This window comes from Streptomyces sp. NPDC045022, from assembly GCF_056432605.1.
Genome location: NZ_JBWKIR010000003.1, coordinates 400,138 through 425,276 on the forward strand (window position 1 = coordinate 400,138; position 25,139 = coordinate 425,276).

The 25,139-nt window shown below is 71.8% G+C and carries 24 protein-coding genes; 13 read left to right on the top strand and 11 right to left on the bottom strand.

Going from position 1 to position 25,139, the window contains the following annotated elements; translation table 11 throughout:
* Window positions 1–24 precede the first annotated feature (24 nt).
* Window positions 25–639, top strand: coding sequence for a TetR/AcrR family transcriptional regulator (locus tag AC07C1_RS07985; protein WP_478937666.1), 615 nt, complete (start codon window positions 25–27; stop codon window positions 637–639).
* 136 nt (window positions 640–775) lie between these two features.
* Entirely contained in the window at window positions 776–1,510 is a 735-nt protein-coding gene (locus tag AC07C1_RS07990; protein WP_478937667.1) for a bifunctional DNA primase/polymerase, read from the top strand.
* A 37-nt stretch (window positions 1,511–1,547) separates the two neighbouring features.
* Here the strand turns inward: AC07C1_RS07990 and AC07C1_RS07995 are convergent, their stop codons facing one another.
* The 4 genes from AC07C1_RS07995 to efeO all read right to left on the bottom strand — a co-directional run bounded on the left by AC07C1_RS07995 (window position 1,548) and on the right by efeO (window position 5,931).
* Window positions 1,548–2,540 carry an SCO2278 family lipoprotein gene (locus AC07C1_RS07995; protein ID WP_478937668.1) on the bottom strand — a complete coding sequence of 331 codons (993 nt, stop codon included), beginning with the start codon at window positions 2,538–2,540 and terminating at the stop codon, window positions 1,548–1,550.
* A gap of 87 nt (window positions 2,541–2,627) precedes the next feature.
* The gene (efeU, locus tag AC07C1_RS08000; RefSeq protein WP_478937669.1) at window positions 2,628–3,503 is read right to left on the bottom strand and encodes an iron uptake transporter permease EfeU; all 876 of its coding nucleotides are present in this window, start codon (window positions 3,501–3,503) and stop codon (window positions 2,628–2,630) included.
* 3 nt (window positions 3,504–3,506) lie between these two features.
* Window positions 3,507–4,775: an iron uptake transporter deferrochelatase/peroxidase subunit gene (gene efeB / locus AC07C1_RS08005; RefSeq protein WP_478937671.1), complete on the bottom strand. Its 1,269-nt coding sequence runs from the start codon at window positions 4,773–4,775 to the stop codon at window positions 3,507–3,509.
* A gap of 19 nt (window positions 4,776–4,794) precedes the next feature.
* Window positions 4,795–5,931, bottom strand: coding sequence for an iron uptake system protein EfeO (gene efeO / locus AC07C1_RS08010; protein WP_478937672.1), 1,137 nt, complete (start codon window positions 5,929–5,931; stop codon window positions 4,795–4,797).
* A 236-nt stretch (window positions 5,932–6,167) separates the two neighbouring features.
* On the opposite strand from efeO, the gene AC07C1_RS08015 reads away from it, so the two are divergent.
* A complete protein-coding gene (locus AC07C1_RS08015; protein ID WP_478937673.1) occupies window positions 6,168–6,851 on the top strand; it encodes a PhzF family phenazine biosynthesis protein in 684 nt (227 codons plus the stop codon).
* Here the strand turns inward: AC07C1_RS08015 and map are convergent.
* On the bottom strand, window positions 6,848–7,705 hold the full coding sequence (gene map, locus AC07C1_RS08020; RefSeq protein WP_478937674.1) for a type I methionyl aminopeptidase: 858 nt from the start codon (window positions 7,703–7,705) through the stop codon (window positions 6,848–6,850). The genes AC07C1_RS08015 and map overlap by 4 nt on opposite strands.
* A 58-nt stretch (window positions 7,706–7,763) precedes the next feature.
* On the opposite strand from map, the gene AC07C1_RS08025 reads away from it, so the two are divergent.
* Window positions 7,764–7,997 (top strand): hypothetical protein, encoded by a 234-nt coding sequence (locus AC07C1_RS08025; RefSeq protein ID WP_478937675.1) that lies wholly within the window; start codon window positions 7,764–7,766, stop codon window positions 7,995–7,997.
* A 44-nt stretch (window positions 7,998–8,041) separates the two neighbouring features.
* Here AC07C1_RS08025 and AC07C1_RS08030 read toward each other — a convergent pair whose 3' ends face one another.
* Window positions 8,042–9,313, bottom strand: coding sequence for an MFS transporter (locus tag AC07C1_RS08030; protein WP_478937676.1), 1,272 nt, complete (start codon window positions 9,311–9,313; stop codon window positions 8,042–8,044).
* 277 nt (window positions 9,314–9,590) lie between these two features.
* Window positions 9,591–10,187, bottom strand: a complete 597-nt coding sequence (locus AC07C1_RS08035; protein ID WP_478937677.1) for a hypothetical protein — start codon at window positions 10,185–10,187, stop codon at window positions 9,591–9,593.
* Between the two features lie 161 nt (window positions 10,188–10,348).
* On the opposite strand from AC07C1_RS08035, the gene AC07C1_RS08040 reads away from it, so the two are divergent.
* Genes AC07C1_RS08040 through AC07C1_RS08050 form a run of 3 tightly spaced genes read left to right on the top strand, consistent with a single transcriptional unit; the run spans window position 10,349 to window position 12,422 of the window.
* Window positions 10,349–11,464, top strand: coding sequence for a sialidase family protein (locus tag AC07C1_RS08040; protein WP_478937678.1), 1,116 nt, complete (start codon window positions 10,349–10,351; stop codon window positions 11,462–11,464).
* Window positions 11,461–12,165: an NADPH-dependent F420 reductase gene (gene npdG, locus AC07C1_RS08045; RefSeq protein WP_478937679.1), complete on the top strand. Its 705-nt coding sequence runs from the start codon at window positions 11,461–11,463 to the stop codon at window positions 12,163–12,165. Before AC07C1_RS08040 ends, npdG begins: the two co-directional genes overlap by 4 nt.
* Before the next feature lie 14 nt (window positions 12,166–12,179).
* The gene (locus AC07C1_RS08050; protein ID WP_478937680.1) at window positions 12,180–12,422 is read left to right on the top strand and encodes a hypothetical protein; all 243 of its coding nucleotides are present in this window, start codon (window positions 12,180–12,182) and stop codon (window positions 12,420–12,422) included.
* Here AC07C1_RS08050 and AC07C1_RS08055 read toward each other — a convergent pair.
* The gene (locus AC07C1_RS08055; RefSeq protein ID WP_478937681.1) at window positions 12,412–13,212 is read right to left on the bottom strand and encodes a site-2 protease family protein; all 801 of its coding nucleotides are present in this window, start codon (window positions 13,210–13,212) and stop codon (window positions 12,412–12,414) included. The two genes, AC07C1_RS08050 and AC07C1_RS08055, sit on opposite strands and share 11 nt — an antisense overlap.
* Before the next feature lie 110 nt (window positions 13,213–13,322).
* On the opposite strand from AC07C1_RS08055, the gene AC07C1_RS08060 reads away from it, so the two are divergent.
* On the top strand, window positions 13,323–13,808 hold the full coding sequence (locus AC07C1_RS08060) for a DUF6578 domain-containing protein (RefSeq protein ID WP_478937682.1): 486 nt from the start codon (window positions 13,323–13,325) through the stop codon (window positions 13,806–13,808).
* 14 nt (window positions 13,809–13,822) lie between these two features.
* Window positions 13,823–17,080: an AfsR/SARP family transcriptional regulator gene (locus AC07C1_RS08065; protein WP_478937683.1), complete on the top strand. Its 3,258-nt coding sequence runs from the start codon at window positions 13,823–13,825 to the stop codon at window positions 17,078–17,080.
* A gap of 13 nt (window positions 17,081–17,093) precedes the next feature.
* Here AC07C1_RS08065 and AC07C1_RS08070 read toward each other — a convergent pair whose 3' ends face one another.
* The 3 genes from AC07C1_RS08070 to panB all read right to left on the bottom strand — a co-directional run bounded on the left by AC07C1_RS08070 (window position 17,094) and on the right by panB (window position 19,988).
* Window positions 17,094–17,903 carry an ABC transporter permease gene (locus AC07C1_RS08070; protein WP_478937684.1) on the bottom strand — a complete coding sequence of 270 codons (810 nt, stop codon included), beginning with the start codon at window positions 17,901–17,903 and terminating at the stop codon, window positions 17,094–17,096.
* Window positions 17,900–18,925 (bottom strand): ATP-binding cassette domain-containing protein, encoded by a 1,026-nt coding sequence (locus AC07C1_RS08075; RefSeq protein WP_478937686.1) that lies wholly within the window; start codon window positions 18,923–18,925, stop codon window positions 17,900–17,902. Before AC07C1_RS08075 ends, AC07C1_RS08070 begins: the two co-directional genes overlap by 4 nt.
* A 196-nt stretch (window positions 18,926–19,121) precedes the next feature.
* Entirely contained in the window at window positions 19,122–19,988 is an 867-nt protein-coding gene (panB, locus tag AC07C1_RS08080; RefSeq protein ID WP_478937687.1) for a 3-methyl-2-oxobutanoate hydroxymethyltransferase, read from the bottom strand.
* 192 nt (window positions 19,989–20,180) lie between these two features.
* Between panB and AC07C1_RS08085 the strand changes: the two genes are divergently transcribed.
* The 4 genes from AC07C1_RS08085 to AC07C1_RS08100 all read left to right on the top strand — a co-directional run bounded on the left by AC07C1_RS08085 (window position 20,181) and on the right by AC07C1_RS08100 (window position 25,021).
* The gene (locus AC07C1_RS08085) at window positions 20,181–21,767 is read left to right on the top strand and encodes an MFS transporter (protein ID WP_478937688.1); all 1,587 of its coding nucleotides are present in this window, start codon (window positions 20,181–20,183) and stop codon (window positions 21,765–21,767) included.
* 77 nt (window positions 21,768–21,844) lie between these two features.
* Window positions 21,845–22,474 carry a TetR/AcrR family transcriptional regulator gene (locus AC07C1_RS08090; protein ID WP_478937689.1) on the top strand — a complete coding sequence of 210 codons (630 nt, stop codon included), beginning with the start codon at window positions 21,845–21,847 and terminating at the stop codon, window positions 22,472–22,474.
* A 187-nt stretch (window positions 22,475–22,661) separates the two neighbouring features.
* Window positions 22,662–23,711 carry an endonuclease/exonuclease/phosphatase family protein gene (locus tag AC07C1_RS08095; protein ID WP_478937691.1) on the top strand — a complete coding sequence of 350 codons (1,050 nt, stop codon included), beginning with the start codon at window positions 22,662–22,664 and terminating at the stop codon, window positions 23,709–23,711.
* Between the two features lie 95 nt (window positions 23,712–23,806).
* The gene (locus AC07C1_RS08100; protein WP_478937692.1) at window positions 23,807–25,021 is read left to right on the top strand and encodes an MFS transporter; all 1,215 of its coding nucleotides are present in this window, start codon (window positions 23,807–23,809) and stop codon (window positions 25,019–25,021) included.
* The last annotated feature ends 118 nt before the right edge of the window (window positions 25,022–25,139 follow it).

The following is a 25,139-nucleotide window of genomic DNA, read 5'->3' on the forward strand; positions in this document are numbered from 1 at the left end:
GCGGTCCTTGTTACTTTCGACCCCATGGTCAAGAAGCCCGCCCCCGACGCCACCCGCCGCAGCGAGAAGTCCCGCCGGGCGATCTACGCCGCCGCCCTCGCCCTGGTCGGCGAGGTCGGCTACCCGAAGACCACCATCGAGGGCATCGCCGCCCGGGCCGGGGTCGGCAAGCAGACCATCTACCGGTGGTGGTCCGCCAAGGCGGACGTGCTGCTGGAGGCGTTCCTGGACCTCGGGGAGCAGGCGGCACGGGCGGCGGGGCAGGACACGTACGCCCTCCCGGACACCGGGGACCTCGCCGCCGACCTCAAGGTGGTGCTGCGGGCCACCGTGGACGAACTCCTCGACCCCCGCTTCGAGGCGCCGGCGCGGGCGCTGGCCGCCGAGGGGGTGGTCAACGAGCAGCTCGGGCGGGAGTTCGTCACGAAGCTGCTCGAACCGCAGCTTCAGCTGTACGTGGACCGCCTGCGTTCCGCGCGGGCCGCAGGCGCTGTGCGAGCCGACGTTGACCCGCGCATCGCGCTGGAGCTGTTCGTCTCGCCCCTCGCCCAGCGGTGGTTGCAACGGACGGCGCCGATCTCCTACGCGTACACGGACACACTGGTCGAGTACGCCCTGCACGGAATCGCACCGCACTGACTCCCCGCCGGTCTGTGAGCCATCTCTCGCCCGCATCCCCCGTATCCGCCCACCGGCCCCCCGAAGCACACAAAGGTGGGACCATGAGGCATGCTGTCCGCACACCCGCGAGGCGACCACCAAACCGAGGGGATAGATGAGCGCGACGTTCGGCGGCCGGTCCGGCCGGCAGGGCAAACTCTCCCAGTGGCTGCTCGGACGCCGCCCGAAGGACGCCGCCGACGACGGCGGCCGTGAGGCCCTGTTGCTCGCCGCCGCCGGTGCGGGCCTGCCGCTGGCCCCCGCCGCGCACCCGGCCCCCGGCTACCGCTGCTCCTGTGACCGCGTCGGCTGCCCCACCCCGGCCCGGCACCCCGTGTCGTTCGCCTGGCAGACGCAGTCCACGACGGACCGCGGCCAGATCGAGCGCTGGGCCCGGCACCAGTCGCAGGCCAACTTCATCACCGCCACCGGCATGGTGCACGACGTCCTCGACGTCCCCCTGGAGGCCGGCCGCGAGGCCCTGGAGCGGCTGCTCGGCGCCGGCGTCGAGGTCGGCCCGGTCGCCGAGAGCGACGACGGCCGCCTGCTGTTCTTCACCCTCACCCGCGGTACCCCCGAGGACGAGGACGAGTGGTGGCCCTGCGAGCTGGACTGCCATCCCGAGACCATGGACGAGCACCCGGGCCTGCGCTGGCACTGCCGAGGCTCCTACGTCCTCGTACCGCCCGCCCGGCTGCCCGGCGACGACCAGCGGGTGCGCTGGGTACGCGGCCCGGAGCATCCGCTGCCGGACCCGCTGAGCCTGCTGGAGGTGCTCACGGACGCCTGCGCCCGGCACGTCGGCGCGGGGACCGGCCACGAGGGCGCGGCCTGGCCCCTGCGCCACTGAGAGCCGGTCCGGCGGGTCATTCGCCAGGACCGGCGGGTCACTCGCCCTGTGCGGACGTCAGCCCCTGGACCTGCCCCAGCACCCGCACCGGACCGCTGCCGGCCGGGTCCAGCGCGGTCTCGTTGGCGATCGACTCCAACGTCAGGGACTGCTTCACCTCGCCCTTGGTCAGGGCCTGCACGTCCTTGTTGGGGACCGGCACCGAGGTGCCCGTGGCGGCGGTCTGCTTCTCGAAGTGGTGGGTGGTGAAGAACACCAGCGCCCCGCCGTCCACGGTGCGCAGCGCCAGCGGCGCGTAGTCGCCGCGGGTGAGCGGCTCGTCGATGAACTGCCGGACCAGGCCGGGTTTCCTGGCCGCCTTCTCGCGGGTGGCGCGCAGCTCGCTGGTGCTCCGACCGTCCGCGAAATCCTTCCCGCCGTTCTTCAGGAAGGCCGCGTACCTCTCGCTCAACTCCTCCGGCCGGACCGCCGGTTCCGGTGAGTCCGTCGGTACGGCCTCGGCCCAGCCGTCCTTGTCCGTCTTGAACCGCGGTACGGCACCGGGCGCCACGAGCGTCAGATACGCCACCTGCCAGCGCTCGCCGAGCCCGTTGCGGGTGAACACCAGCAGCCAACGGAAGTCGCCGCCCTTGTTGCCCTTGGCGTCGGCGACGAACCAGCGGGGCCAGCCCGGCTTCCTGGGGATCGTGAACTTCGGGTCCGTCAGTTTCAGCGGGGTGTGGTTCGCGTTGCCCGAAGGGCTGTTGACATGCCCCGCCTTCAGCCGCGCGGAGTCGATGTCGGCGAGGGCGCCGGTGACATAGGGCGCGTCCAGCGAGCTGTCGTAGGCCTTGTCGGCCTTGTTGTACGCGTCGGTGAACGCGGTGAGCGCCCTGGCCGCCTCGGCGCGCGTGGTGGCGGGGAGCATCACCCGCTCCCCGTGCACCACCACACATCCACTGGCTGTCAGCGACAAAGCGGTCAGCGAGGCCGCTATGAGTGCGTTCCGGTCACGCCTGCGGTGTTCACGACGACTGCGATCCCTGCTCATGAGGTGCCCTCACCCTCCCCTTTTCCGCAGGCGAACCCTACCGGGACGGGGAGACGGGCCGGTGGGGGAGTCCCCGACCCGCTGTCCTCATTCGGACGTTCGGACCCGGTCCTCGACGGCGGGCGCCGCATCTTCGTCCTGTCGGCCCTTCAGCCAGGCGATGAACTCCGGGGTGATCAGGAAGACCGACAGCGTCGGCACCAGGTACAGCGCCCACACCGTGATCTGGACGACCGTCGGGTCGGGCTGGAAGTTGAACACACCCTTGAGCAGGGTGCCGTACCAGCTGTCCGGCGGGATGGCGCCGCTGATGTCGAAGGCGAGGTCGGTGATGCCCGGGATCCAGTCCGCCTCCTGAAGGTCGTGGAAGCCGTACGCCAGTACGCCCGCCGCGACCACGACCAGCATGCCGCCGGTCCAGGTGAAGAACTTGGCCAGGTTGATCTTCAGGGCGCCCCGGTAGAACAGCCAGCCGAGGAGGACCGCGGTGGCCAGGCCGAGGGCGACACCGATCAGCGGGCGCGGTGTGCCGTCGGAGGCCGCGTGCACCGACGCCCACACGAACAGGGCGGTTTCCAGGCCCTCCCGGCCGACGGCGAGGAACGCGGTGGCGACCAGCGCGCCGGTGCCCATGGCGAGGGCCGCGTCCAGCTTGCCGTGCAGCTCCGACCTCAGGTGCCGGGCGGTGCGCCGCATCCAGAACACCATCCAGGTCACCAGGCCGACGGCGATGACGGACAGCGAGCCGCCGAGCGCCTCCTGCGCCTGGAACGTCATCTCCTGGGAGCCGAATTCGAGCGCGCAGCCGAAGCCCATCGCGATGGCGACCGCGATGCCGATGCCCGTCCAGATCGGCCTCAGGGCGTCCCTGCGGCCGGTCTTGACCAGGTAGGCGATCAGGATGCAGACGACGAGCGACGCTTCCAGGCCCTCGCGCAGGCCGATCAGGTAGTTGGAGAACACGGGCTACGCCTCCTTCGAGAACAGCGTGCGGCCCCACCAGTCGCCGGAGTCCCGGACGCCGGGGGGAACCGCGAAGACCGCCGAACCCACGTGCTGGATGTACTCGTTGAGCGCGTCGTGCGCGGCCAGCCGGCGCTGCAGCGGGATGAACCCCTTGCGCACGTCCCGCTGGTAGGCCAGGAAGAACAGGCCCGCGTCCAGGCGGCCGAGGCCGTCGGTGCCGTCCGTGAAGGAGTAGCCGCGGCGCAGGATGGTGATGCCGTCGTTGGACTCGGGGTGCGCGAGCCGCACATGCGCGTCCGGCTTCATCGCCTTCAGGAACGGGGCGTCGTGCTCCTTGGCCTTGCCGACCGGGGCGCCCTCGCCCTTGTCCCGCCCGAAGATGTCCTCCTGCTCCTGCAGCGGGGTCCGGTCCCAGGTCTCGATGTTCATGCGGATGCGCCGGGCCACCAGGTACGACCCGCCGGTCATCCAGTCCGACCCGCCGTCGACGTCCGCGTCACCGACCCACACGAACTTCTTCAGCCGGTCGGTCTCGGTGCCCGCGATGTTGCGGGTGCCGTCCTTGAAGCCGAACAGGTTGCGCGGCGTCTGCGCGCCCGGGGTGGTCGAGGAGGTCTTGCCGAAGCCGAGCTGGGACCAGCGCACGGCGACCTTGCCGAAGCCGATGCGGGCCAGGTTGCGGATGGCGTGCACGGCGACCTGCGGGTCGTCGGCGCAGGCCTGGATGCACAGGTCGCCGCCGGTGCGGGTCTTCTCCAGGTTGTCCCCGGGGAACGCGGGCAGGTCGACCAGCGCGGCGGGCCGCCGGTCCTCGAGCCCGAACCTCTCGAACAGCGAGGGCCCGAAGCCGATCGTCAGCGTCAGCCGGGACGGCCTGAGGCCCAGTGCCTCGCCGGTGTCGTCCGGCGGCGCCTCGGCGAGCCCGCCGTAGGCGCCCTCGCCGACCGGCTTGCCCGCGGTCATCCGCCGGGCCGCCTCCGTCCAGTCCTTGAGCATCTGCACGAACTCGGCGCGGTCGTCGGTCTTCACGTCGAACGCGGCGAAGTGCAGCCGGTCCTGCACCGGCGTGGCGATGCCGGCCTGGTGGGTGCCGTGGAACTGCACCGCGCCGCCCGCGTCGGCGGCGGCCGGGTCCACGTCGTTGCCGACGTCGGTCATGGCCACCGCGCCACCGGCCACCGCGGCACCGAGCGCGAGCCCGGCCCCACCCCAGCCGATCAGCGCCCGGCGCGACGGGCTGCCGCCCTTGGTCTCCTGCGTCTCGGTCATCGCCCTGCCCCTGTCCTGCTTACTTCACGACCGTGGCGGCGAGCTTCGACAGCGGCTCGGCGAGCGCGTTCACCGCGTCCGACAGCTCCTTGCGCTGGTCCTTGCCGACCTTGTCGTAGGAGACGAAGTCGTAGGAGTTCTTGTCCGAGCGGTACTTGTCCAGCAGTGCGTCGAGCGCCGTGAACTGCTTGTCCAGCTCCTTGGCCAGCGCCGGGTCGTTCTTCGCGGCGACCGGCTTGAGCAGCTCGTACGCCTTCTGCGCGCCCTCGACGTTGCCCTTGAAGTCGACCAGGTCGGTGTGCGAGAAGTACTCCTCCTCGCCGGTGACCTTGCCCTTGGCGACCTCGTCCAGCAGTTCCTTGGCGCCGTTGGCCATGGAGGTCGGGGTGATCTCGGCCGTACCGACCCGCTCCTGCCAGTCCTTCAGATCGGCGAGCAGCTGGTCGGCGACGGTCTTCTCCTCGGCACCGACCTTCTTACGCTCCCACAGGGCCTGCTCCAGGCGGTGCCAACCGGTCCACTTCTGGCCGGCCTCCAGGTCGGGCTTGCGGATGTCGACCTTCGGGTCGATGTCACCGAAGGACTCGGCGACCGGCTCGGTGCGCTCCCAGCCGAGGCGCGAGGGCGCGTACGCCTTCTTGGCGGCGTCGACGTCACCGGCCTTGACGGCCTTCACGAAGGTCTCGACGAGCGGCAGCGTCTCGTCGGCCTGGTCCTGCGCGTACTGCCGGTAGTCGGCGACGGCCTTGTCGAGCCTGGGATCGCGCTCGGCGGTCGTACCGCCGCCGGTAACGGTGAGCTTCTGCCGGACGCCGCGGCCCTTCATGCCGGGGCGGCAGGCGATCTCGTACGCACCGGCCTTCACCTCGGCGGTCAGCGTGTACTTGGTGCCCGGGCCGATGTTCTCCTTCTCGGAGACGATCCGGTCGTCCGGGAAGAGGATCTCGACCTCGGTGGCCTTCGAGCCCTTGTTCTCCACCTTGAGGGTGACCTGGCCGGCCGGCACGGACTTGGTGGACGTCTCGCACGTCGAATCGGCCGCGGTGACCTGGATGGCGTCGCCGTCCTTGGCATCGCTCTTCGCGGTGCAGGCCGAGAGGGCGGTCAGAGCGGCCGCGGTGGCGGCGGCGGTGACGGTCAGTCGGACGGCTCGCATGCAGGCTCCAAGCGGATCTGGTCTGGTGAGGCTGCCCTAACTTACCTGAGGCTTACCTCACCTGTACCCATGCGGGTCGTGATTCAGCTCTCACGGACGGATCACCGACACGGCTTGATCTCATCGGCTCAAAAGAGACGCCAATCGACGGCAAAGGCGGGGTCAAGGGTGAGTGCCGTGGCGGCGCCGGCCGGCGTGGCGATGTCCCACCGCCCGTGCGATGTTTCAATGCCCGCGTGACTGACTATGACGTACTGCGCGTCTTCTGCGGGCCCGACGGCGGCTACGGCAACGAACTCGGCGTCGTCCGCGACGGCTCGGTACTGCCCGAGCGGGACGAACGGCAGGCGCTGGCCGCCAAACTCGGCTTCAGCGAAACCGTGTTCGTGGACGACCCCGAGCGCGGGGTGATCGACATCTACACCCCCACCCTGCGTCTGCCCTTCGCCGGTCACCCCTGCGTCGGTACGGCCTGGCTGCTCGACGTGCCCGAACTCGTGACCCCCGCCGGGGTCGTCGGGGCCCGGCTGGACGGCGAGTTCAGCTGGATCGAGGCCCGCGCGGAGTGGGCCCCGCCGCGCACCCTGCGGCAGTACGCGAGCGCCGCCGAGGTGGACGCTCTCCAGGTGCCGCCGCCAGGGGACTGGGAGTACGCCTGGGCCTGGGAGGACGAGGCGGCCGGCCGGATCCGCGCCCGCGCCTTCCCCGGCCGGGGCGACGGCATCGAGGAGGACGAGGCGACGGGCGCGGCCGCCCTGCTGCTGACCGACCGGCTGGGCCGGGCGCTGAACATCACCCAGGGGGCGGGCTCCCAGATCCTCACGGCTCCGCAGCCGCACGGGTGGATCGAGGTCGGCGGACGGGTCCGTCTCGAACGCTGCCCCGGAACATTTACCGACACCCTGTCGGCAAATGTCTAGGGCAGGGTGAGGATCTCCGCGCCGGTGTCCGTCACCACCAGCGTGTGCTCGAACTGGGCGGTCCGCTTGCGGTCCTTCGTCACGACCGTCCAGCCGTCGTCCCACATGTCGTACTCGTGCGTGCCCAGCGTCAGCATCGGCTCGATCGTGAACGTCATGCCCGGCTGCATGACCGTCGTCGCGTGCGGACTGTCGTAGTGCGGGATGATCAGCCCGGAGTGGAAGGACGAGTTGATGCCGTGACCGGTGAAGTCACGGACCACCCCGTAGCCGAAGCGCTTGGCGTACGACTCGATGACCCGGCCGATGATGTTGATCTGCCGGCCGGGCTTCACGGCCTTGATCGCGCGGTCGAGGGCCTCTCGCGTGCGCTCCACCAGCAGCCGGGACTCCTCGTCCACGTCCCCGACCAGGTAGGTGGCGTTGTTGTCGCCGTGCACCCCGCCGATGTACGCGGTCACGTCCAGGTTGACGATGTCGCCGTCCCTGAGGACCGTCGAGTCCGGGATGCCGTGGCAGATGACCTCGTTGACCGAGGTGCACAGGGACTTCGGGAAGCCGCGGTAGCCGAGCGTGGACGGATAGGCGCCGTGGTCGCACATGTACGCGTGGGCGACCTTGTCCAGCTGGTCCGTGGTGACCCCGGGCGCGATGATCTTCGCGGCCTCCTCCATCGCCTGCGCGGCGATACGGCCGGCGATCCGCATGGCCTCGATGGCCTCCGGGGTCTGCACCTCCGGCCCGGTGTACGGCGCGGGCGCGGGCTTGCCGACGTATTCGGGGCGGCGGATGTTTCCGGGAACGGAACGGATGGGGGACAGCTCCCCCGGTACGAGCAGCGACTGGCCAGACATGCCGGCGAGTCTATCCAGCGGACATGGGGGAACATGTCGTTGGCGAGAGGAGCTGTTCATGGCCCTGTTCAAGAAGCGCACCGCCGGCAAGCCGGGCGAGTGGTACTACTGCCTGGAGCACAAGAAGGTCGAGGAGGGTCCGGACTGCCCGGGCAAGGACCGTTTCGGGCCGTACGCCTCCCCGGAGGAGGCCCGGCATGCGATGGAGACCGCCACCGAGCGCAACCTTCAGTGGGAGAACGACCCGCGCTGGCACGACGCGCCCGCCGCCGGGAACACCGACGAGGACTGATTTCCGCCACCCGCCACCGGTCCCGCCCGGCCGGAGAGCACTGATCACGCCCGCACGGCCGCCGCGCGCCGCTCACGCATCCCTACCGCGTGCTCGTTGGTCCGGGCGTCGTACGTCATGAGTCCCGGCAGGCAGAGCGCGAGCAGCCCCATGGCGCCCGCGCACGCCAGCCCGCCGGAGGCGACGGAGGCCCGTACGTCCGCCCAGGCGGCGAGACCGCCCGCCCGGACCTGGCCCAGCTGCGGGCCGACCGAGTAGGACAGCAGCTCGATCCCGGCGAGCCGGCCGCGCAGCTCGTCCGGGATCGTCTGGTTCCACATGGCCGCCCGGAAGATCCCGCTGACCATGTCGAAGCCGCCGCCGATGGCCAGGAACCCGAGGAGCAGCCACACGTTCCCGCAGACGCCGGCCGCCGCGACCGCCAGGCCCCAGCCCGTCGCCGACAGCAGCACCATCAGCCCGTGCCGGTGGACCCGTGAGGTCCAGCCGCTGGTCAGGCTCACCAGCAGGGAGCCGGCCGGGATGGCGGCGTACATCAGCCCGAGCGACCACTCGGCGTGCAGTTCGTCGGCGAGGAACGGCAGCACGGCGAGCGGCATGGCCAGGGACATCGCCGCGAGGTCGACGGCGTAGGTGCCGAGGAGTTCCTTGCGGCTCCAGGCGTACCGGGCGCCCTCCGCGATGGCCTTGAGCGACGGCTTCACGGCGGCCTGGGAGGCGGGTGAGGAAGCGATCCGCACGATGTACGCCAACGAGACGGCGAACGTCAGCAGGTCGGCGGCGTACGCCCAGCCCAGGCCCGCGTAGGCGACGACCACGCCCGCGAGCGCCGGGCCCGCTACCGCACCCACGGTCCAGCGCAGCGAGTTCAGGGAGGCCGCGGCGGGCATGTCCTCGTGGGCGACGATCCGGGGCCACAGCGAGTCGAGGGCCGGGCGCTGGACGGAGACCAGGGCGGAGGAGAAGGCCGCGACGGCGTACAGCGGCCACACCGCGGGGCGCGGAAGCAGGGCGTTCAGCAGCAGGGCGGCGCTGAGCAGACCCTGGCCGGCCTCCGTCCACACGATGAGCATCCGCTTCTCGAGGGCGTCGGCGAGGGCGCCGCCGTAGAGTCCGCACACGATGAGCGGCAGCAGCTGCACGGCGCCGATCGCGCCCACGGCTGCCGCCGAGCCGGTGAGGTCCTTCAGCTGGACGGGCAGCGCGACGAAGGTCAGGAAGCTGCCGAAGTTGCTGATCAGCCCGGACTTCCAGAGGCGGCGGAAGTCCACGGAGGCCTTCCAGGGGGCCAGGTCGGGGAGGAGAGCGCGGGTCACTGGGGCATGCTCGGCCGCCCGGCTCCGCCGGGCAACCGGTTTTCGGTGGGGTGCGGTTCTTTCCGGTCACGCTCGGTGGGTCGCGCTCGCTGGTGCGGTGCTCTCCGGTCACGTTCGGTGGTGCGGTGCTGTCCGGTCACGCTGGTGGTGCCGTGGCGTCCGGTCACGCTCGGCGGTGCCGTGGCGTCCGGTCAAGTTCGGCGGGGCCGTGCCGGCCGGTCGCGCTCGCCACGTCGGCGTTTTCCGGCCGGGCGAGTCGGACGGCTGGCCGGGGCGGTCACCAAGGGGCCGGGGGCGGTGCCGTCAGGATCTCCGCCAGCCTCGACAGACGGTCACGGAAACCCCGGCGCGCCCTCGGAGCCCCCGCGTTCTCCCCGGCCGCCGCGCTGACCAGGTGCTGCACCGTGTCCAGGTCCAGCTCCGCCCCCTCCGGCACGGCCAGCGTGTCATGGGCCATCGCGGCGAGTTCGCCCCCGCCCGCGCCCAGCGCCAGCACCGTCACCCCGGCCCGCCGGGCCGCATGCACGTGCTCCAGGAGCGGTGCGGGCTCCTCGGGCGCCACGATCAGCAGGGTCTCACCGCGCCGCGCCGCCGCGATCCGGCCCGGCCCGACGGCCAGGTGCGCGGGGTCGGAAGGGTGCGCGTGATGCCGTACCAGGGTCGGTGCCAGCTCGGGCGTGCCCGACCAGGCCGCCTCGTCCACCAGGTGCGCGGCCAGGTGCCAGGGCTCGTACTCGGGCGTGCCCGCCAGCAGCAGGCCGCCCCCGTGCGCCACCACCGACCCGCGCAGCACCCCCGCGAATCTCCGGGTGGCTCCCAGCCACTCGGTTCCGGCGAGCACTTCCCGCAGCAACGCGACCCGTACGGCGTCCATGGGCCCGCATACTGCCGCAACCGAGCACTTGTGACGCGGAGTTCACCCCGAATTCGCTCAACCTGGGGATGGACGGACCGCACCTGTCGCCGTCGCCGTCGCCGTCCCCGCCGCCGTCCCCGTCTCCGGCCGCCTCTCCGGCCGCGTGAGGAGCCCGCCCGATGACCGACGTGACCGTCCCCTTCCGTGCGGGCCACGAGGGATACGCCTCGTTCCGCATCCCCGCGGTCGTCGCCACCCGCGCCGGCACCCTCCTCGCCTTCTGCGAGGGCCGGGTGGCCTCCGCCGCCGACCACGGGCACATCGACATCGTGCTGAAGCGGTCCGCCGACGGGGGCCGCACCTGGGGCCCGCTGCGGGTCGCCGCGAGCAACGGGGAGAACCTCGCCGGCAATCCCGCCCCCGTCGTCCTCGACACCGGCCGGATCCTGCTCGTCCACATCCGGGCCGCGGCCGGCGCCACCGAGGCAGCCATCCTGCGCGGCCAGGTCAGGGAAGCCGACGGGCGGCGGGTATGGGTGCAGCACAGCGACGACGACGGGACGACCTGGTCCGGGCCGAGGGAGATCACCGCGCGGGTGAAGAAGCCCGGCTGGCGCTGGTACGCCACCACCCCGGGGCACGCCCTGCAACTGAGCGGTGGCCGGATCCTCGTCCCGGCCAACCACACCCTGCCGCCCACCGGCACCGACACCGGCGCCGAGGAGAAGTACAGCAGCGGCCACTGCCTGCTCAGCGACGACCGCGGCGCGACCTGGTACCTGGGCTACCTGGACGAGAACACCGACGGCTACGTCAATGTCAACGAGACCACCGCCGCCGAACTCACCGACGGGCGCGTCTACTTCAACACCCGCAACGACTCCCCGTCGCCCGGCAACCGCGCCGACGCCCACTCCCGGGACGGCGGGAGGACTCTGGTCAAGCCCTTCCGGCCACAGGCGGGGCTGACCGCCCCGGTCTGCGAGGCCGCCGTTCTCCAGCTCCGCGACCCCGACCTGCTGCTGTTCTCTGCTCCGGCCGACCCGGCCGCCCGCGCCCTGATGACCCTGCGCGCCTCCACCGACGGCGGCACCACCTGGTGCACGGCGTTCACCGTCGACGGGCTGCCCGCCGCCTACTCCGACCTGGTCCGCGTCGACCGGGACACGGTCGGCCTGTTGTACGAGACGGGCGACTTCGGCGCCTACGAGACGATCACCTTCCGGCGGGTGCCCGTGCACCGGCTGGCCCGAGCCGGTGCGGGCCCCGCAGCGGACGTAGAGTCGGGCCCATGACCTCTACCGACAGCGCACAGAAGGCCCCCGCCAAGGACCCCTGGGACCTGCCCGATGTCTCCGGGTACGTCGTCGGCGTGCTCGGCGGCACCGGACCGCAGGGCAAGGGCCTCGCCCACCGGCTCGCCCGGGCCGGCCAGAAGGTGATCATCGGCTCCCGGTCCGCCGAGCGCGCCCAGACCGCCGCCGGGGAACTCGGCCATGGTGTCGAGGGCGCCGACAACGCCGAGACCGCGCGCCGCAGCGACATCGTGATCGTCGCCGTACCGTGGGACGGCCATGGCGACACGCTGAAGTCCCTGCGTGAGGAGCTGGCCGGCAAGCTCGTCGTGGACTGCGTCAACCCGCTCGGCTTCGACAAGAAGGGCGCCTACGCGCTTCGGCCCGAGGAGGGCAGCGCCGCCGAGCAGGCCGCCGCCCTGCTGCCGGACTCCCGCGTCACCGCCGCCTTCCACCATCTGTCGGCCGTCCTGCTCCAGGACCCGGAGATCGAGCAGATCGACACCGATGTGATGGTGCTCGGCGAGGAGCGCGCCGACGTGGAGATCGTGCAGGCGCTGGCCGGGCGCATCCCCGGCATGCGCGGCGTCTTCGCGGGCCGGCTGCGCAACGCCCACCAGGTCGAGTCGCTCGTCGCCAACCTGATCTCCGTCAACCGCCGGTACAAGGCACACGCCGGGCTCCGCGTCACCGACGTGTGACCCACGGAAGGTCCATGGGGGACACTGGTCGTCGTAGCAGTGTCCCCCGCAAGGAGCCGAGCCCCATGCCCCGCATCGCCCTCTACACCCTGATCGTCTGCCTCCTCGCCGTGGCCGCCGCGGTCGTCTCGTTCGTCCAGGGCAGCTGGCTGGGAATCATCTGGGTGCTGCTGGCGGGCCTGTCGTCCAACATGACCTTCTACTACGTGAAGCGCGGCCGGGCCGCCGCGGCGCAGGGCAAGCAGATCACGGGCTGACCGCGCAGTACGGGTCGCTGTCCCGCCAGAACCGGAACAGGTCGAAGCCGCAGTACGTCTGGTCCTCGTCGATCCCCAGTCCGCGCAGAATCGCGTGGATCGCGTCGAAGAACGCGGTGTTCACCGACGGCACCCACAGCAGCGCGAACACGAACAGCAGGCCGAACGGCGCGAACGGCTCCACCTGCCGCTTCACCTGGTACGACAGCCACGGCTCGATGACGCCGTAGCCGTCCAGGCCCGGCACCGGCAGGAAGTTCAGGATCGCCGCCGTCACCTGCAGCAGCGCGAGGAACGCCAGTGCGAACCGGAAGTCCTGGGGCACACCGTCCAGCGCGTGCAGCCAGAACGGGGCCGTGCACACCGCCGCGAACAGCACGTTCGTCAGCGGGCCCGCCGCCGAGACCAGGCTGTGCCGCCAGCGGCCCCGGATGCGGCCGCGCTCGATGAACACCGCGCCGCCCGGCAGACCGATCCCGCCCATGATCACGAACAGCACCGGGAGCACGATGCTCAGCAGCGCGTGCGTGTACTTCAGCGGGTTCAGGGTGAGGTAGCCCTTCGCGCCGACCGTGATGTCGCCGCTGTGCAGGGCGGTGCGCGCGTGCGCGTACTCGTGCAGGCACAGGGAGACGATCCAGGCCGCGGTCACGAACAGGAACACCGCGATGCCCGGCTGCGCGGCGAACCCCGTCCAGGTGGCCCAGCCGGTCACCGCCGTCACGGCCAGGATCCCGACGAACACGGGACTGACCCGCCGATCGCCGTGGCGGGTGGTGGCGGTGGTCATGGGCGAACTCCTGTGGGGTCCGGGAACGGTCGCGAACTGCGACCGTACCGGCCGCGCACGCGTGGGGAAAACGTCTCGCGGTGACCGTCCGGTTCCAGGAAGGTGGGGGAATGGCACTGATGAGGGTGTTCTACGAGGACTGGCAGTCGGAGTGCTGCGGCACGCCGTTCGCGGTGGGGGACCAGGTGGGCTGGCGGCTGGTCGCCGTCGGCACCCACGCCCCCCAGGGCGAATACCACGGCGCCGAGGCGTGGGTGGAGAACCACGGCGGCCCCGACCAGGAGACCGCCGGCCGCGTCCGAGCCATCGACCTGGTGCGCCAGGAGTACCTGGCCCATCACGACCCGCTTACCGTCGAACTCCCCGAACCGGAACCCGGGAAGGTGATCTTCCGCTCGACCGGGCGCAAGCTGGAGCCGGTGCCCGGCGCACGGACCCTGGAGCCCCTCGAAGGCTGCCCGAAGAGGTTCGACGAGTTCGAGGACGAGGAACAGCCACCGCGGCGGGTCCCGTACCGGGTCCGCCGTGCCGTCGGTGTCCTCGTCACCCTGGAGGTCCCGGACGGCACGCCGCCGCACCCCGGTGACCGCCGCTGACCGCTCCGGAGACAATGGACCCCGTGCGCTATCGGCTGCTCGGCACCACCCAGGCCATCCGCCCCGACGGTACGCCCGTCCCGGTCGGCGGGGCCCGGCTGCGTGCCCTGCTGAGCGTGCTCGCGCTGCGGGCCGGCCGGACCGTCCCGGCCGGCGTGCTGGTCGACGAGGTGTGGGACGCCGACCCGCCCGCCGACGCGAGTGGTGCGCTCCAGGCGCTCGTCGGCCGGTTGCGGCGGGCCCTCGGCGCGGACGCCGTCGCCTCCGCCGACGGCGGCTACCGGCTCACCGCCGCGCCCGACGACGTCGACCTCACCCGCTTCGACCGGCTCACCGGCGACGGCCTGGGCGCCCTCGCCGACGGCGACCCGGCCAAGGCCACCGCCGTGCTCGACGACGCCCTCGCCCTGTGGCGCGGACCCGCCCTCGCCGACCTCCCCGGCCACACGGCCGAGGTGGCCCGCTGGGAGGCCCGCCGCCTGGACGCCCTGCGCGCCCGGCACACCGCCGCCCTCGCCCTCGGCCGGGCCGAGCAGTCACTGCCCGAGCTGATCGCGCTGTGCGACGGCCACCCGCTGGACGAGCCGCTGCAGGCGCTGCGGCTGCGCGCCCTGCGCGACGCCGGCCGCCCGGCCCAGGCGCTCGCCGGTTACGAGGACGTACGCCGGCTGCTCGCGGACCGGCTCGGCTCCGACCCTGGCCCCGAACTGCGCGCCCTGCATGCCGAGTTGCTGAGCGAGGCGCCGTCGGACGCGGAGCCCGCGGCACGGACCGGCAACCTGCCCGCCCGGCTCACCTCCTTCGTCGGCCGGGAGACCGACATCGAGGCCATCGGCGCCGATCTCGCCGCGGCCCGTCTCGTCACCCTGCTCGGACCCGGCGGCGCCGGCAAGACCCGGCTGTCCCAGGAGGCCGCCGAGGCGGTACGGCACACCGTCCGGGACGGGGTGTGGCTGGCCGAACTGGCGCCTGTGGACGACCACGAAGCCGTACCGCAGGCCGTGCTCACCGCGATCGGCGCCCGCGAGACCGTCCTGCACGGTGCCGGTGTCGACAGCATGCGCGCGGTCGCCGACCGGCACGACGACCCCCTCGAACGGCTCGTGGAGCACTGCGCCCGGCGCCGGATGCTGATCATCCTCGACAACTGCGAGCATGTCGTCGAGGCCGCCGCCCGGCTGACCGAGCGCCTGCTGGCCCGCTGCCCGGAGCTGACCGTCCTCGCCACCAGCCGTGAACCCCTCGGCGTGCCCGGCGAGTTGGTGCGGCCGGTGGAGCCGCTGCCCGAACCGGTCGCGCTGCGGCTGCTCGCCGAGCGGGGCGCGGCGGCCCGGCCCGGGTTCCGGGTCGAGGACGATCCCGAGGCCTGCGCCGAGATCTGCCGGCGGCTCGACGGACTGCCCCTCGCCATCGAACTCGCGGCGGCCCGCTTCCGTATGCTGACCCCCCGCCAGATAGCGGACCGGCTCGACGACCGCTTCCGGCTGCTCACCTCCGGCAGCCGCACCCTGCTGCCCCGGCAGCAGACCCTCAGGGCCGTCGTGGACTGGTCCTGGGATCTGCTGGACGAGGACGAACGGGACGTCCTCGCCCGTCTGTCGGTCTTCGCCGGCGGCTGCGACCTGGCCGCCGCCGAGGCCGTGTGCGGCCCGGTCGCCCTGGACGCGCTCGGCTCCCTGGTCGACAAGTCCCTGGTGGTGGCCGCCCCCTCGGCCGACGCCGGGATGCGCTACCGGCTGCTGGAGACCGTCGCCGAGTACGCCGCCGAACGGCTCGACGACGCCGGATGCCGTACCGAGGCCGAGCGCGCCCACCTCGCCTACTACCGCGAACTCGCCCGCGGCACCGACCCGTTGCTGCGCGGCCCCGAACAGCGCACCGCCATCGAGCGGATGCAGCTGGAGTACGAGAACCTGCGCACCGCCCTCCGGCACGCCGTCGCCCTGCGCGACGAACAGGAGGCGCTGTGCCTGGTGCTGTCCCTGCAGTGGTTCTGGCAGATGCGCGACCAGCGCATCGAGGTCCGCGCCTGGTGCCAGGAGGTCATGGCGCTCGGCCCCGACCCGTTCACCGAACCGGTCCGCCGGGCCCGCCCGGTGTGGCAGCGGTTGACCGATACCCCGCCCCCGTACACCGGCGAGACCCTTCTCGAGGCCCGGCGCGGCGTCCACCTGGCCCACCTGGCCGTCATGGACACCGACCTGGAGGCCTGGCAGACCCCCGAGGCGCAGGCCAAGCTCCGCGTCATCACCCAGGTCTACGAGCCGGGCCTGCCGCAGACCTGCCGCGCCCCGGGCATGCTGTGGTTCTTCGCCGAGATGCTGACCAGCGGTGTCGACCGGCTGCGCACCATCATCGACGCCGCCGTGCGGACGTGCCGGGACACCCCCGGCTACGAGTGGGAGCTGGCCGGCGCCCTGCAACTGCGCGCCAACCTCCTCGCCAACCGCACCGCCTGGGCCGGCGACGCCACCCGTGACGCGGACGAGGCGCTGGAGATCTACCGCCGCCTCGGCGACGACTGGGGCACCGCCGAGGCCCTGTCGGCACGCGGTGAGGCCCGCGAACGCAAGGGCGCCTACCGCGAGGCCGCCGCCGACTACCGGGCCGCGATCGACCACGCCGAACGCCTGGGCGCCCGCGCTCAGACGGCCGTGCTCCGCGCCCGCCTCGGCAGCGTGTACATGGAGGCGGGCGAGACCGAACGCGGCGAGCGGATGCTGCGGGACGTCATCGCGAGCCAGGACGGCTCCCTCAACGAGGCGATGCCCGCCGCCCGGCTCTACCTCGCCTGCTGGCTGGGACTGACCGGCGAAACCGTCGAGGCGCGCGAACAACTCCGGCTGCTCCGCGAGGAGTTCAAGATCGCGCACTTCGTCGTCTTCGACGCCCTGATCCTCACCCAGGAGGCCTGGGTGGACGCCCTCGACGGCCGGACCGAGGAGGCGCTGCCCCGGGTGCACAAGGCGCTCCGGCTCGCCACCGACCCGCTGTCCGAAGCCCTCACCCCGCACCTGCACTCCGTCTGCCTCACCGTCGCCGCGATGGCCCTCGCCCGCGCCGACGGCGGCCGCCGTGCCGCCGACGCCGCCCGCTGCATGGCCGCCGCCGTCGCCCTGCTGCCGGCCGGCCATGTCCTCTCCGGTGTGGAGCGCCGGGTGCACGACCTGACCGAGGCCCGGATCCGGGAGACGCTCGACGGCCCCGGGTACGAGGCCGCGTACACCCAGGGCGGTGGCCTCTCCCTCGCGGAGGCCACCGCCCTGTTCTGACCGTCGGCGAACCTCAGGCCTTGGTACGGAACTTGTGGATCGCCACCGGCGCCATCACCGCGGTGAGCCCCACCGACCAGATCAGCACCACCCACAGGTCGTGCGCGATCGGGCCGCCCTCCATCAGGCCGCGGGCGGTGTCGGCCAGCGCGGAGAGCGGGTTGTAGTCGGTGAAGTGCTGCAGCCAGCCCGGCATGGAGGCGGTCGGTGCGAAGATCGACGAGCCGAACTGCAGCGGCATCAGCACCAGGAACCCCATGGCCTGCACGGACTGTGCGTTCTTCATCATCACGCCGAGCGTGAGGAACACCCACATCAGCGCCGAGCCGAACACCGCGGACAGCCCCACGGAGGCCAGCAGACCGCTCCAGTGCTTGATGTCGTACCCCACGAGGACGGCGACCACCATCAGCACAATGGTCGCGAACAGCATCCGCATCAGCTCCACCGCGATCTTCGCGAAGAGTACGGAGCCCCGGCCGATGGGCAGGGAGCGGAACCGGTCCATGACACCGGAGTTGAAGTCCTGGTTGAAGCCGGTGCCCACCCCCTGGGCCATGTTCATGCCCATCATGGCCATCAGGCCGGGCACGATGTACTGCACGTACTCGTCCTGGCCGCCGCCCATGGCCTTGCCGATCGAGCCGCCGAAGACGTACACGAACAGCAGGGTGAAGATCACGGGGAACAGGATCGCGTCGAACATCGACTCGGGGTCCTGCCGGATCCACAGCAGGTTGCGCCGGATCAGCGCGCCGGTGTGCCGCAGATGCCCGCGCAGCGGGATGCGGACGTCGGCCGAAGTGACGGTCGTGGCGCTCATACGGCGACCTCCTGGCGGGAGTCGGTGGGCTCGGCGTCCTGCGGGGCACTGGCACGGTGGCCGGTGAGCGACAGGAACACCTCGTCCAGGCTGGGCAGTTCGGTGGTGATGGAGGAGATCGTGACGCCGCGCGCGATGACCGCTCCGACCACGGCGGTCAGCTGCTCGTCGCTGAGGATCGGCACCAGCAGCGTCCCCGTCTCGGTGTCCATGGTGGTGGCCGCGAGCCCGGTGATGCCCAGCTCGTCCAGCATCCCGGCGAGCGGCCGCAGCTGCAGCGGATCCACCGGCCGCACCCGCAGCGCGCGCCCGCCGACGCGGGCCTTCAGCTCGTCGATGCCGCCGTTCGCGATGACCTTGCCGCGGTCCACGACGGTCAGCTCGGAGGCGAGCTGCTCGGCCTCCTCCATGTACTGGGTGGTGAGCAGCACGGTGACACCCTCCCCGACCATCGCCTTCACCTCGTCCCACACCTCGTTGCGGGTGCGCGGGTCGAGGCCGGTCGTCGGCTCGTCCAGGAAGAGCACGGCGGGCCGGCCGATCATCGAGGCGGCGAGGTCCAGCCGCCGCCGCATTCCGCCGGAGTACGTGCTCGCCGGGCGCCGCGCGGCCTCGGTGAGGGAGAACCGTTCCAGCAGCTCGTCGGCCCGGGCGCGGGCGTCCTTGCGGGACAGGTCCAGCAGCCGCCCGATCAGGTACAGGTTCTCCCAGCCCGGCAGCTTCTCGTCCACCGAGGCGTACTGGCCGGTGAGCCCTATGGCCCGGCGCAGCTGGCGGGGCTGGCGCAGGACGTCGTAGCCGGCCACGACGGCCTGCCCGGTGTCCGGGGCGATCAGGGTGGACAGGATCCGTACGAGGGTGGTCTTGCCGGCGCCGTTCGGCCCGAGCACACCCATCACGGTGCCCTCGCGCACGTCCAGGTCGACGCCGTCCAGCGCCTTGGTCTCGCCGTAGTGCTTGACCAGCCCCCGTACGGTCACGGCGTGGCCCGTGCCGGCGGGGTTGTCGTCGATGCGTGTCATGTGGATGACACTGTCAGGCCCCACCGACAAAGCACCGACAAGCCGCCGACACCCCCGCCCGCGCCGCCGACAACCCGCCGACAGCCCCCGGGGACGGCCGGAGCCGCAAAGCGGCAGCCCGCCGACGGGGGAAGATCGGCGGGCTGCCCGGTGGTGCCGCAGTGGCTCGGTCGGCGCTCGGTCGGCGCCCTGACGCTCAGTGGACGGAGTGCTCCTCCAACGGGAAGGTCCCGCCGACGACGTCCTCCGCGAACTCCCTCACCGCGTCGCCCATGACCGCACGCAGGTCGGCGTACTTCTTGACGAACTTCGGCACCCGCCCGGAGGTCAGACCCAGCATGTCGGTCCACACCAGCACCTGCGCGTCCGTCTCCGGCCCGGCGCCGATCCCGACGGTCGGGATGTGCAGCACCCGCGTCACCTCGGCCGCCAGCTCCGCGGGAACCAGCTCCAGCACGACCGCGAACGCGCCCGCGTCCTGCACGGCCTTGGCGTCGCGCAGCAGCTGCTGTGCCGCCTCCTCGCCCCGCCCCTGCACCCGGTAGCCCATCGCGTTGACGGACTGCGGGGTCAGGCCGATGTGGGCCATCACCGGGATGCCGGACTCCACCAGCAGCCGGATCTGCTCGTGCGAACGCTCGCCGCCCTCCAGCTTGACCGCGCCGACTCCGGCCTCCTTCACCAGCCGGGTCGCCGAGCGCAGCGCCTGCACCGGACCCTCCTGGTAGGAGCCGAAGGGCAGGTCGCCGACGATCAGGGAGCGGGTCGTACCGCGGACGACGGCCGCCGAGAGCATCGTCATCTCGTCGAGGGTGACGGGCACGGTGGTCTCGTACCCGAGGTGGCAGTTGCCCGCCGAGTCGCCGACGAGGATCACCGGAATGCCGGCCTCGTCGAAGACGGACGCGGTCATCGCGTCGTAGGCGGTGAGCATGGGCCACTTCTCGCCGCGCTCCTTGGCGAGGGCGATGTCGCGGACCGTGATGCGGCGGGTGCCCTTCCCCCCGTACAGCGCCTTGCTGCCGTCGGAAGGCTTGTTCTGGGCAGCCGAAAGCTGCGTCATGGCAACGGCTCCTTCAGTCATCTCGAGGCGCCCTGACGGCGTCCCCGGATCGTCTCCATGGTGGCACCTCGTGCCAGTGACGGCCAGGGGGACCCTCTGTGATCCCCGCCCGTGGCCGGAAGTCGCGTAAGACGTTGGTAAAGAAATTCGATACGAGACGGTTCCGTATCGAAATGAAAGTAGGCTCGAGACATGACAAGTCCCGCCCCTGCCCCACGGATACCGGAAGCGGTGCACCGGCGCCGCTGGGCGATCCTCGGCGTGTTGATGCTGAGCCTGCTGATCGTGGTGCTCGACAACTCGATCCTGAACGTCGCCATCAAGACCATCGCCAGCCCGGCGCCGACCGGCCTCGGCGCCACCCAGAGCGAGATCGAGTGGGCGATCAACGCCTACACCCTCGTCTTCGCCGGCCTGCTGTTCACCGCCGGCCTGGTCGGTGACCGCCTCGGCCGCAAGAAGGTGCTGCTCGGCGGCATCGCCGTGTTCGGCATCGGCTCGGCGCTCGCCGCCGAGTCCGGCTCCCCGGGCCAGCTGATCGCCTACCGCGCCCTGATGGCCGTCGGTGCCGCCTTCGTCATGCCCGCCACCCTCGCCGTGCTGATGAACGTCTTCGAGCGCGAGGAGCAGCCCAAGGCCATCGGCATCTGGGCCGGCGGCGTCGGCCTCGCCATCGCCATCGGCCCGATCACCGGCGGTGCGCTCCTCGACCACTTCTGGTGGGGCTCGGTCTTCTTCGTCAACGTGCCGATCGTGATCTCCGCGCTCGCCCTCATGGCCTGGCTGGTGCCCGACTCCCGCGACCCGAACCCCGGCCGGCTGGATCCGATCGGCGTGGTGCTGTCCGTCGTCGGCCTGGTGCTGCTGGTCTACGGCATCATCAAGGGCGGCGAGCTGGCCGACTTCACCGACGCCAAGGTGCTGGCGACCATCGTGGCCGGTCTCGTCGTCCTCGCCGTCTTCGTCGTCCACGAGAAGCGCAGCGACCACCCGTCGCTCGACGTCACGTACTTCAAGAACAAGGTCTTCTCGGCCGCCATGGGTGCCATCGCCCTGGTCTTCTTCGCGCTGATGGGCGTCACCTTCTTCGGCGTCTTCTACACCCAGAGCGTGCGCGGCTACTCGCCGCTGGAGTCCGGTGTGCTGATGCTGCCGCTCGCCGTCGCCCAGCTGATCTTCGCGCCGCGCGCCCGGCTGCTGGTCGACCGGTTCGGCAACAAGGCCACCACCACCGGCGGACTGCTGCTGGTCGCGGCGACGCTGGCCGCGTTCGCCGGCTTCGAGGCCGACACGCCGATCTGGCTGCTGGAGGTCGTCTTCTTCCTCATGGGCACCGGCATGGCGCACATCATGACGCCGACCTCGGTCGTCATCATGCAGGCCCTGCCGCGCGAGAAGGCCGGCTCCGCCTCGGCGCTCAGCAACACCTTCCGTCAGGTCGGCGGCGCCCTCGGCATCGCCGTCCTCGGCTCGGTGCTCTCCGCCTCGTACCGCAACGGCATCGAGGGCAAGCTCGGCCTGCTGCCGCCCGGTCTGCGCGACACCGCCGCCGAGTCCATCGCGGCCACCCTCGGCATCGCCGAGAAGCTCGGCCCGCGGGGCAACGCCCTGGTCACGCCCGCCAACGACGCGTTCCTGCACGCCATGCACGTCACCGCCCTGTGCGGTACGGCCGTCGCGCTGATCGGCGCCGTGGTGGTGGCCCTCTTCCTGCCGGGCAAGCCGCCGGCCGGGCAGGAGGGCCGGAAGGAACGGGAGTTGGTCGACGCCACGGACTGAGAGTCGAGCGGAACTCCACGGTGGAAGGAGTCCGCTGCGGGACAATCCCCGCAGCACAGTGAGAGGACGACAGTGACGTGACCCTTGCCGACAGCCGGCCGCGACCGGACGGACCCGTGCGGGGCCGGCCACGCAGTGAAGCCGTGGAACGCGCCATCCTGGAAGGCGTGGTGAAGCTCCTGGAGGAGGGCGTGCCCCTCGCCGAGCTGTCCATCGAGCGGGTCGCGCGCACGGCCGGGGTCGGCAAGGCCACCATCTACCGCCGCTGGAGCGGCAAGGAGGAACTGTTCGTCGACGTCGTACGCGCCGCCGAACCCCCCGACCCCCAACTCCCCGGCACCTCCCTGCGCGACGACCTCGTCGTCCTGCTGGAGTCCCTGCGCCAGCGCGGTCTCGCCAGCCGTTCGTCGGCCATCCTGCACAACGTCTACGCCCAGATGAAGTCCAGCCCCAGGATCTGGGCGGCCTACCACGCCAGCGTCATAGCGCCCCGGCGCGTCCTCGCCCTGGACGTGCTGCGGCGCGCGCGGGAGAACGGCGAACTCAGGCCGGACGTCGACCTGGAACTGGCCAACGACATGTTCGTCGGCCCCATGCTCGTGCGCACCGTCATGCGCCCCGACGCCGATCTGCCGGAGAATCTGGCGGAGCAGATCGTCGACACGGTCCTGGCGGGCCTACGACCCGTCAGCTCGACAGTCACGTAGCACTCATGTGCGTGTTTCGTCACAGACCTCGCCGGTCCCGGGGGTGACAGGAACCCTCGGTCCCGCTCCGTTCGTCCTCGTCTTCCGTACGGCCGTCATGGGACGGCGGGATCGACGCCGATCATCCCCTAGGGTCGGAAGAGCACGGGGACGAACGGTGTGCACAGCAGGCAGTGAGGCAGACGGTATGGCGCAGCAGGCGTACATGACGGAGACGGACAACGGCGGCTCGGGGCCCGAGCGACCAGGATCCCGGCTTCGGCGCCTGGCGCACCGCCTGTTCGACGGCTGGCGCGGCGACCGGCGCGTCTGGCGCCGCGGCATCGTCCTCGCCGTACTGGCCCTGCTGCTCGCCCTGGTGATGCTGGTGCACTCCCGCATCCCCAACCGGGTGGGCAACCTCGGCAGTCTCACCGAGACGTTCCTGCCCTGGGTGGGCGTGGCCATCCCGGTGCTGGTGGTCCTCGCCCTGATCCGGAAGTCGGCGACCGCCCTGATCGCGGTCCTCCTCCCGGCGATCGTCTGGCTGAACCTCTTCGGCGGGCTGCTCGGCGACAAGTCGGGCGGCGGCGGCGACCTGATGGTGGCCACCCACAACGTCAACGCCGACAACCCCGACCCGGCCGCGACCGCCACCGACGTGGCCGCCTCCGGCGCCGATGTACTGGCCCTGGAGGAACTGCCCGGCTCCGCCGTGCCCGTCTACGAGAAGGCGCTCGCGCAGACGTACAAGTACCACGCCGTCGTCGGCACGGTCGGTCTGTGGAGCAGGTACCCGATGGCCGACGTCCAGGCCGTCGACATCAAGCTCGGCTGGAAGCGGGCGATGCGCGCCACCGTGACGACCCCGCGGGGCCCGGTCGCGGTCTACGTGGCGCACCTGCCCTCGGTGCGGGTGAAGATGCAGGCCGGCTTCACCGCCCGGCAGCGCGACAAGAGCGCCGACGCGCTCGGTGAGGCGATCGCCGACGAGACCGTGCAGCGCGTCGTGCTGCTCGGCGACCTCAACGGCACGATGAACGACCGCTCGCTCAACGCCGTCACCTCGCAGCTGCGCTCCACGCAGGGCGCGGCGGGCAGCGGCTTCGGCTTCAGCTGGCCGGCGTCGTTCCCGATGGCGCGGATCGACCAGATCATGGTCAAGGGTGTCGAGCCGGAGAGCTCCTGGACGCTTCCGCGCACCAACAGCGACCATCTGCCGGTGGCGGCCCGTGTGAAGCTCGACACAGCCTCCTGATCCCGAGGAATGCTGACCCTCAGCGCATTTGTTCCGTACGGAAACATACTGCGGGACTCGAACCCGTACGGCACTCCGCTCTGAAAGGTCCCTTCATGCCCCTGGCCCTGCTCGCACTGGCCGTCGGCGCCTTCGGCATCGGTACCACCGAGTTCGTGATGATGGGCCTGCTGCCCGACGTCGCGGACGACCTGCACATCTCGATCCCCACCGCCGGGCACCTGGTCTCGGCGTACGCGTTGGGCGTCGTCATCGGCGCCCCGCTCCTGGCCGCCGTGACGGCCCGCATGTCCCGCCGCACCGTCCTCATCGCCCTGATGGCCCTGTTCGTCGCGGGCAACGCGCTCTCCGCGTTCGCCCCCGGCAACGGCTCCCTCCTGGCCGCCCGCTTCGTCAGCGGCCTGCCGCACGGCGCCTTCTTCGGCGTGGGCGCGGTCGTCGCCACGAACATGGTCCCGCCGGAGCGCAAGGCACGCTCCGTCTCGCTGATGTTCCTCGGCCTGACGGTCGCCAACATCGCGGGCGTGCCCGTCGCCACGCTGATGGGCCAGCACCTCGGCTGGCGGGCCACCTTCCTGGGCGTGAGCGCGATCGGCCTGGCGGCGATCGCCTCGCTGGCCCTGCTGATCCCGCAGGACCGCACCCACACGTCCGCGACCGGACTGCGCGGCGAAGTCGCGGCGCTGAAGTCCCTGCCGGTGTGGCTGGCCCTCGGTACGACGGTGGCCGGCTTCGGCGCGCTCTTCGCGGCCTACAGCTACGTCACCCCGATGCTGACGGACTCCGCCGGCTTCGCCGAGACCGACGTGACGCTGCTCCTCGCCCTCTTCGGCGTGGGCGCCACCGCCGGCAACCTCCTGGGCGGCCGCCTCGCGGACCACTCCCTGCGCGGCACGCTCTTCGGCGGCCTGGCCTCCCTGGCGGCGGTGCTCCTGCTGTTCCCGCCGCTGATGCGCGCCGAGTGGAGCGCGGCCGTCGCCGTGACCCTGCTCGGCATGGCGGCCTTCGTCACGGGTTCGCCGCTCCAGCTGATGGTGATGGAGAAGGCCGCGGCGGCCCCGTCCCTCGCCTCCTCGGCCAACCAGGCGGCCTTCAACCTGGCCAACGCCGGCGGCGCCTGGATCGGCGGCCTGGCCCTCGCGGCGGGCTTCGGCGTGACGTCCCCCGCGCTCACGGGCGCGGCCCTCGCCGTCCTCGGCCTCGGCGTGGCAGCCGTGGCGTACGCGGTGGACCGGCGCCGCGAGACTCCGTCGGTGGGCCGCGTGGTCACCTCCCACGTGCCGGAGGAGTCGGGCGCGCTGCAGCACTGACGCCATGCCCACCCGGCTCGGCGGGCCGGCCTGCGCGTGAGGCAGAGCGGCCGTGGCCATGCGGCCCGCGTGCTCGGTGTCTCCGGTGGCGAGGGGGGCGCCCCGCTTTGTGTGTCTT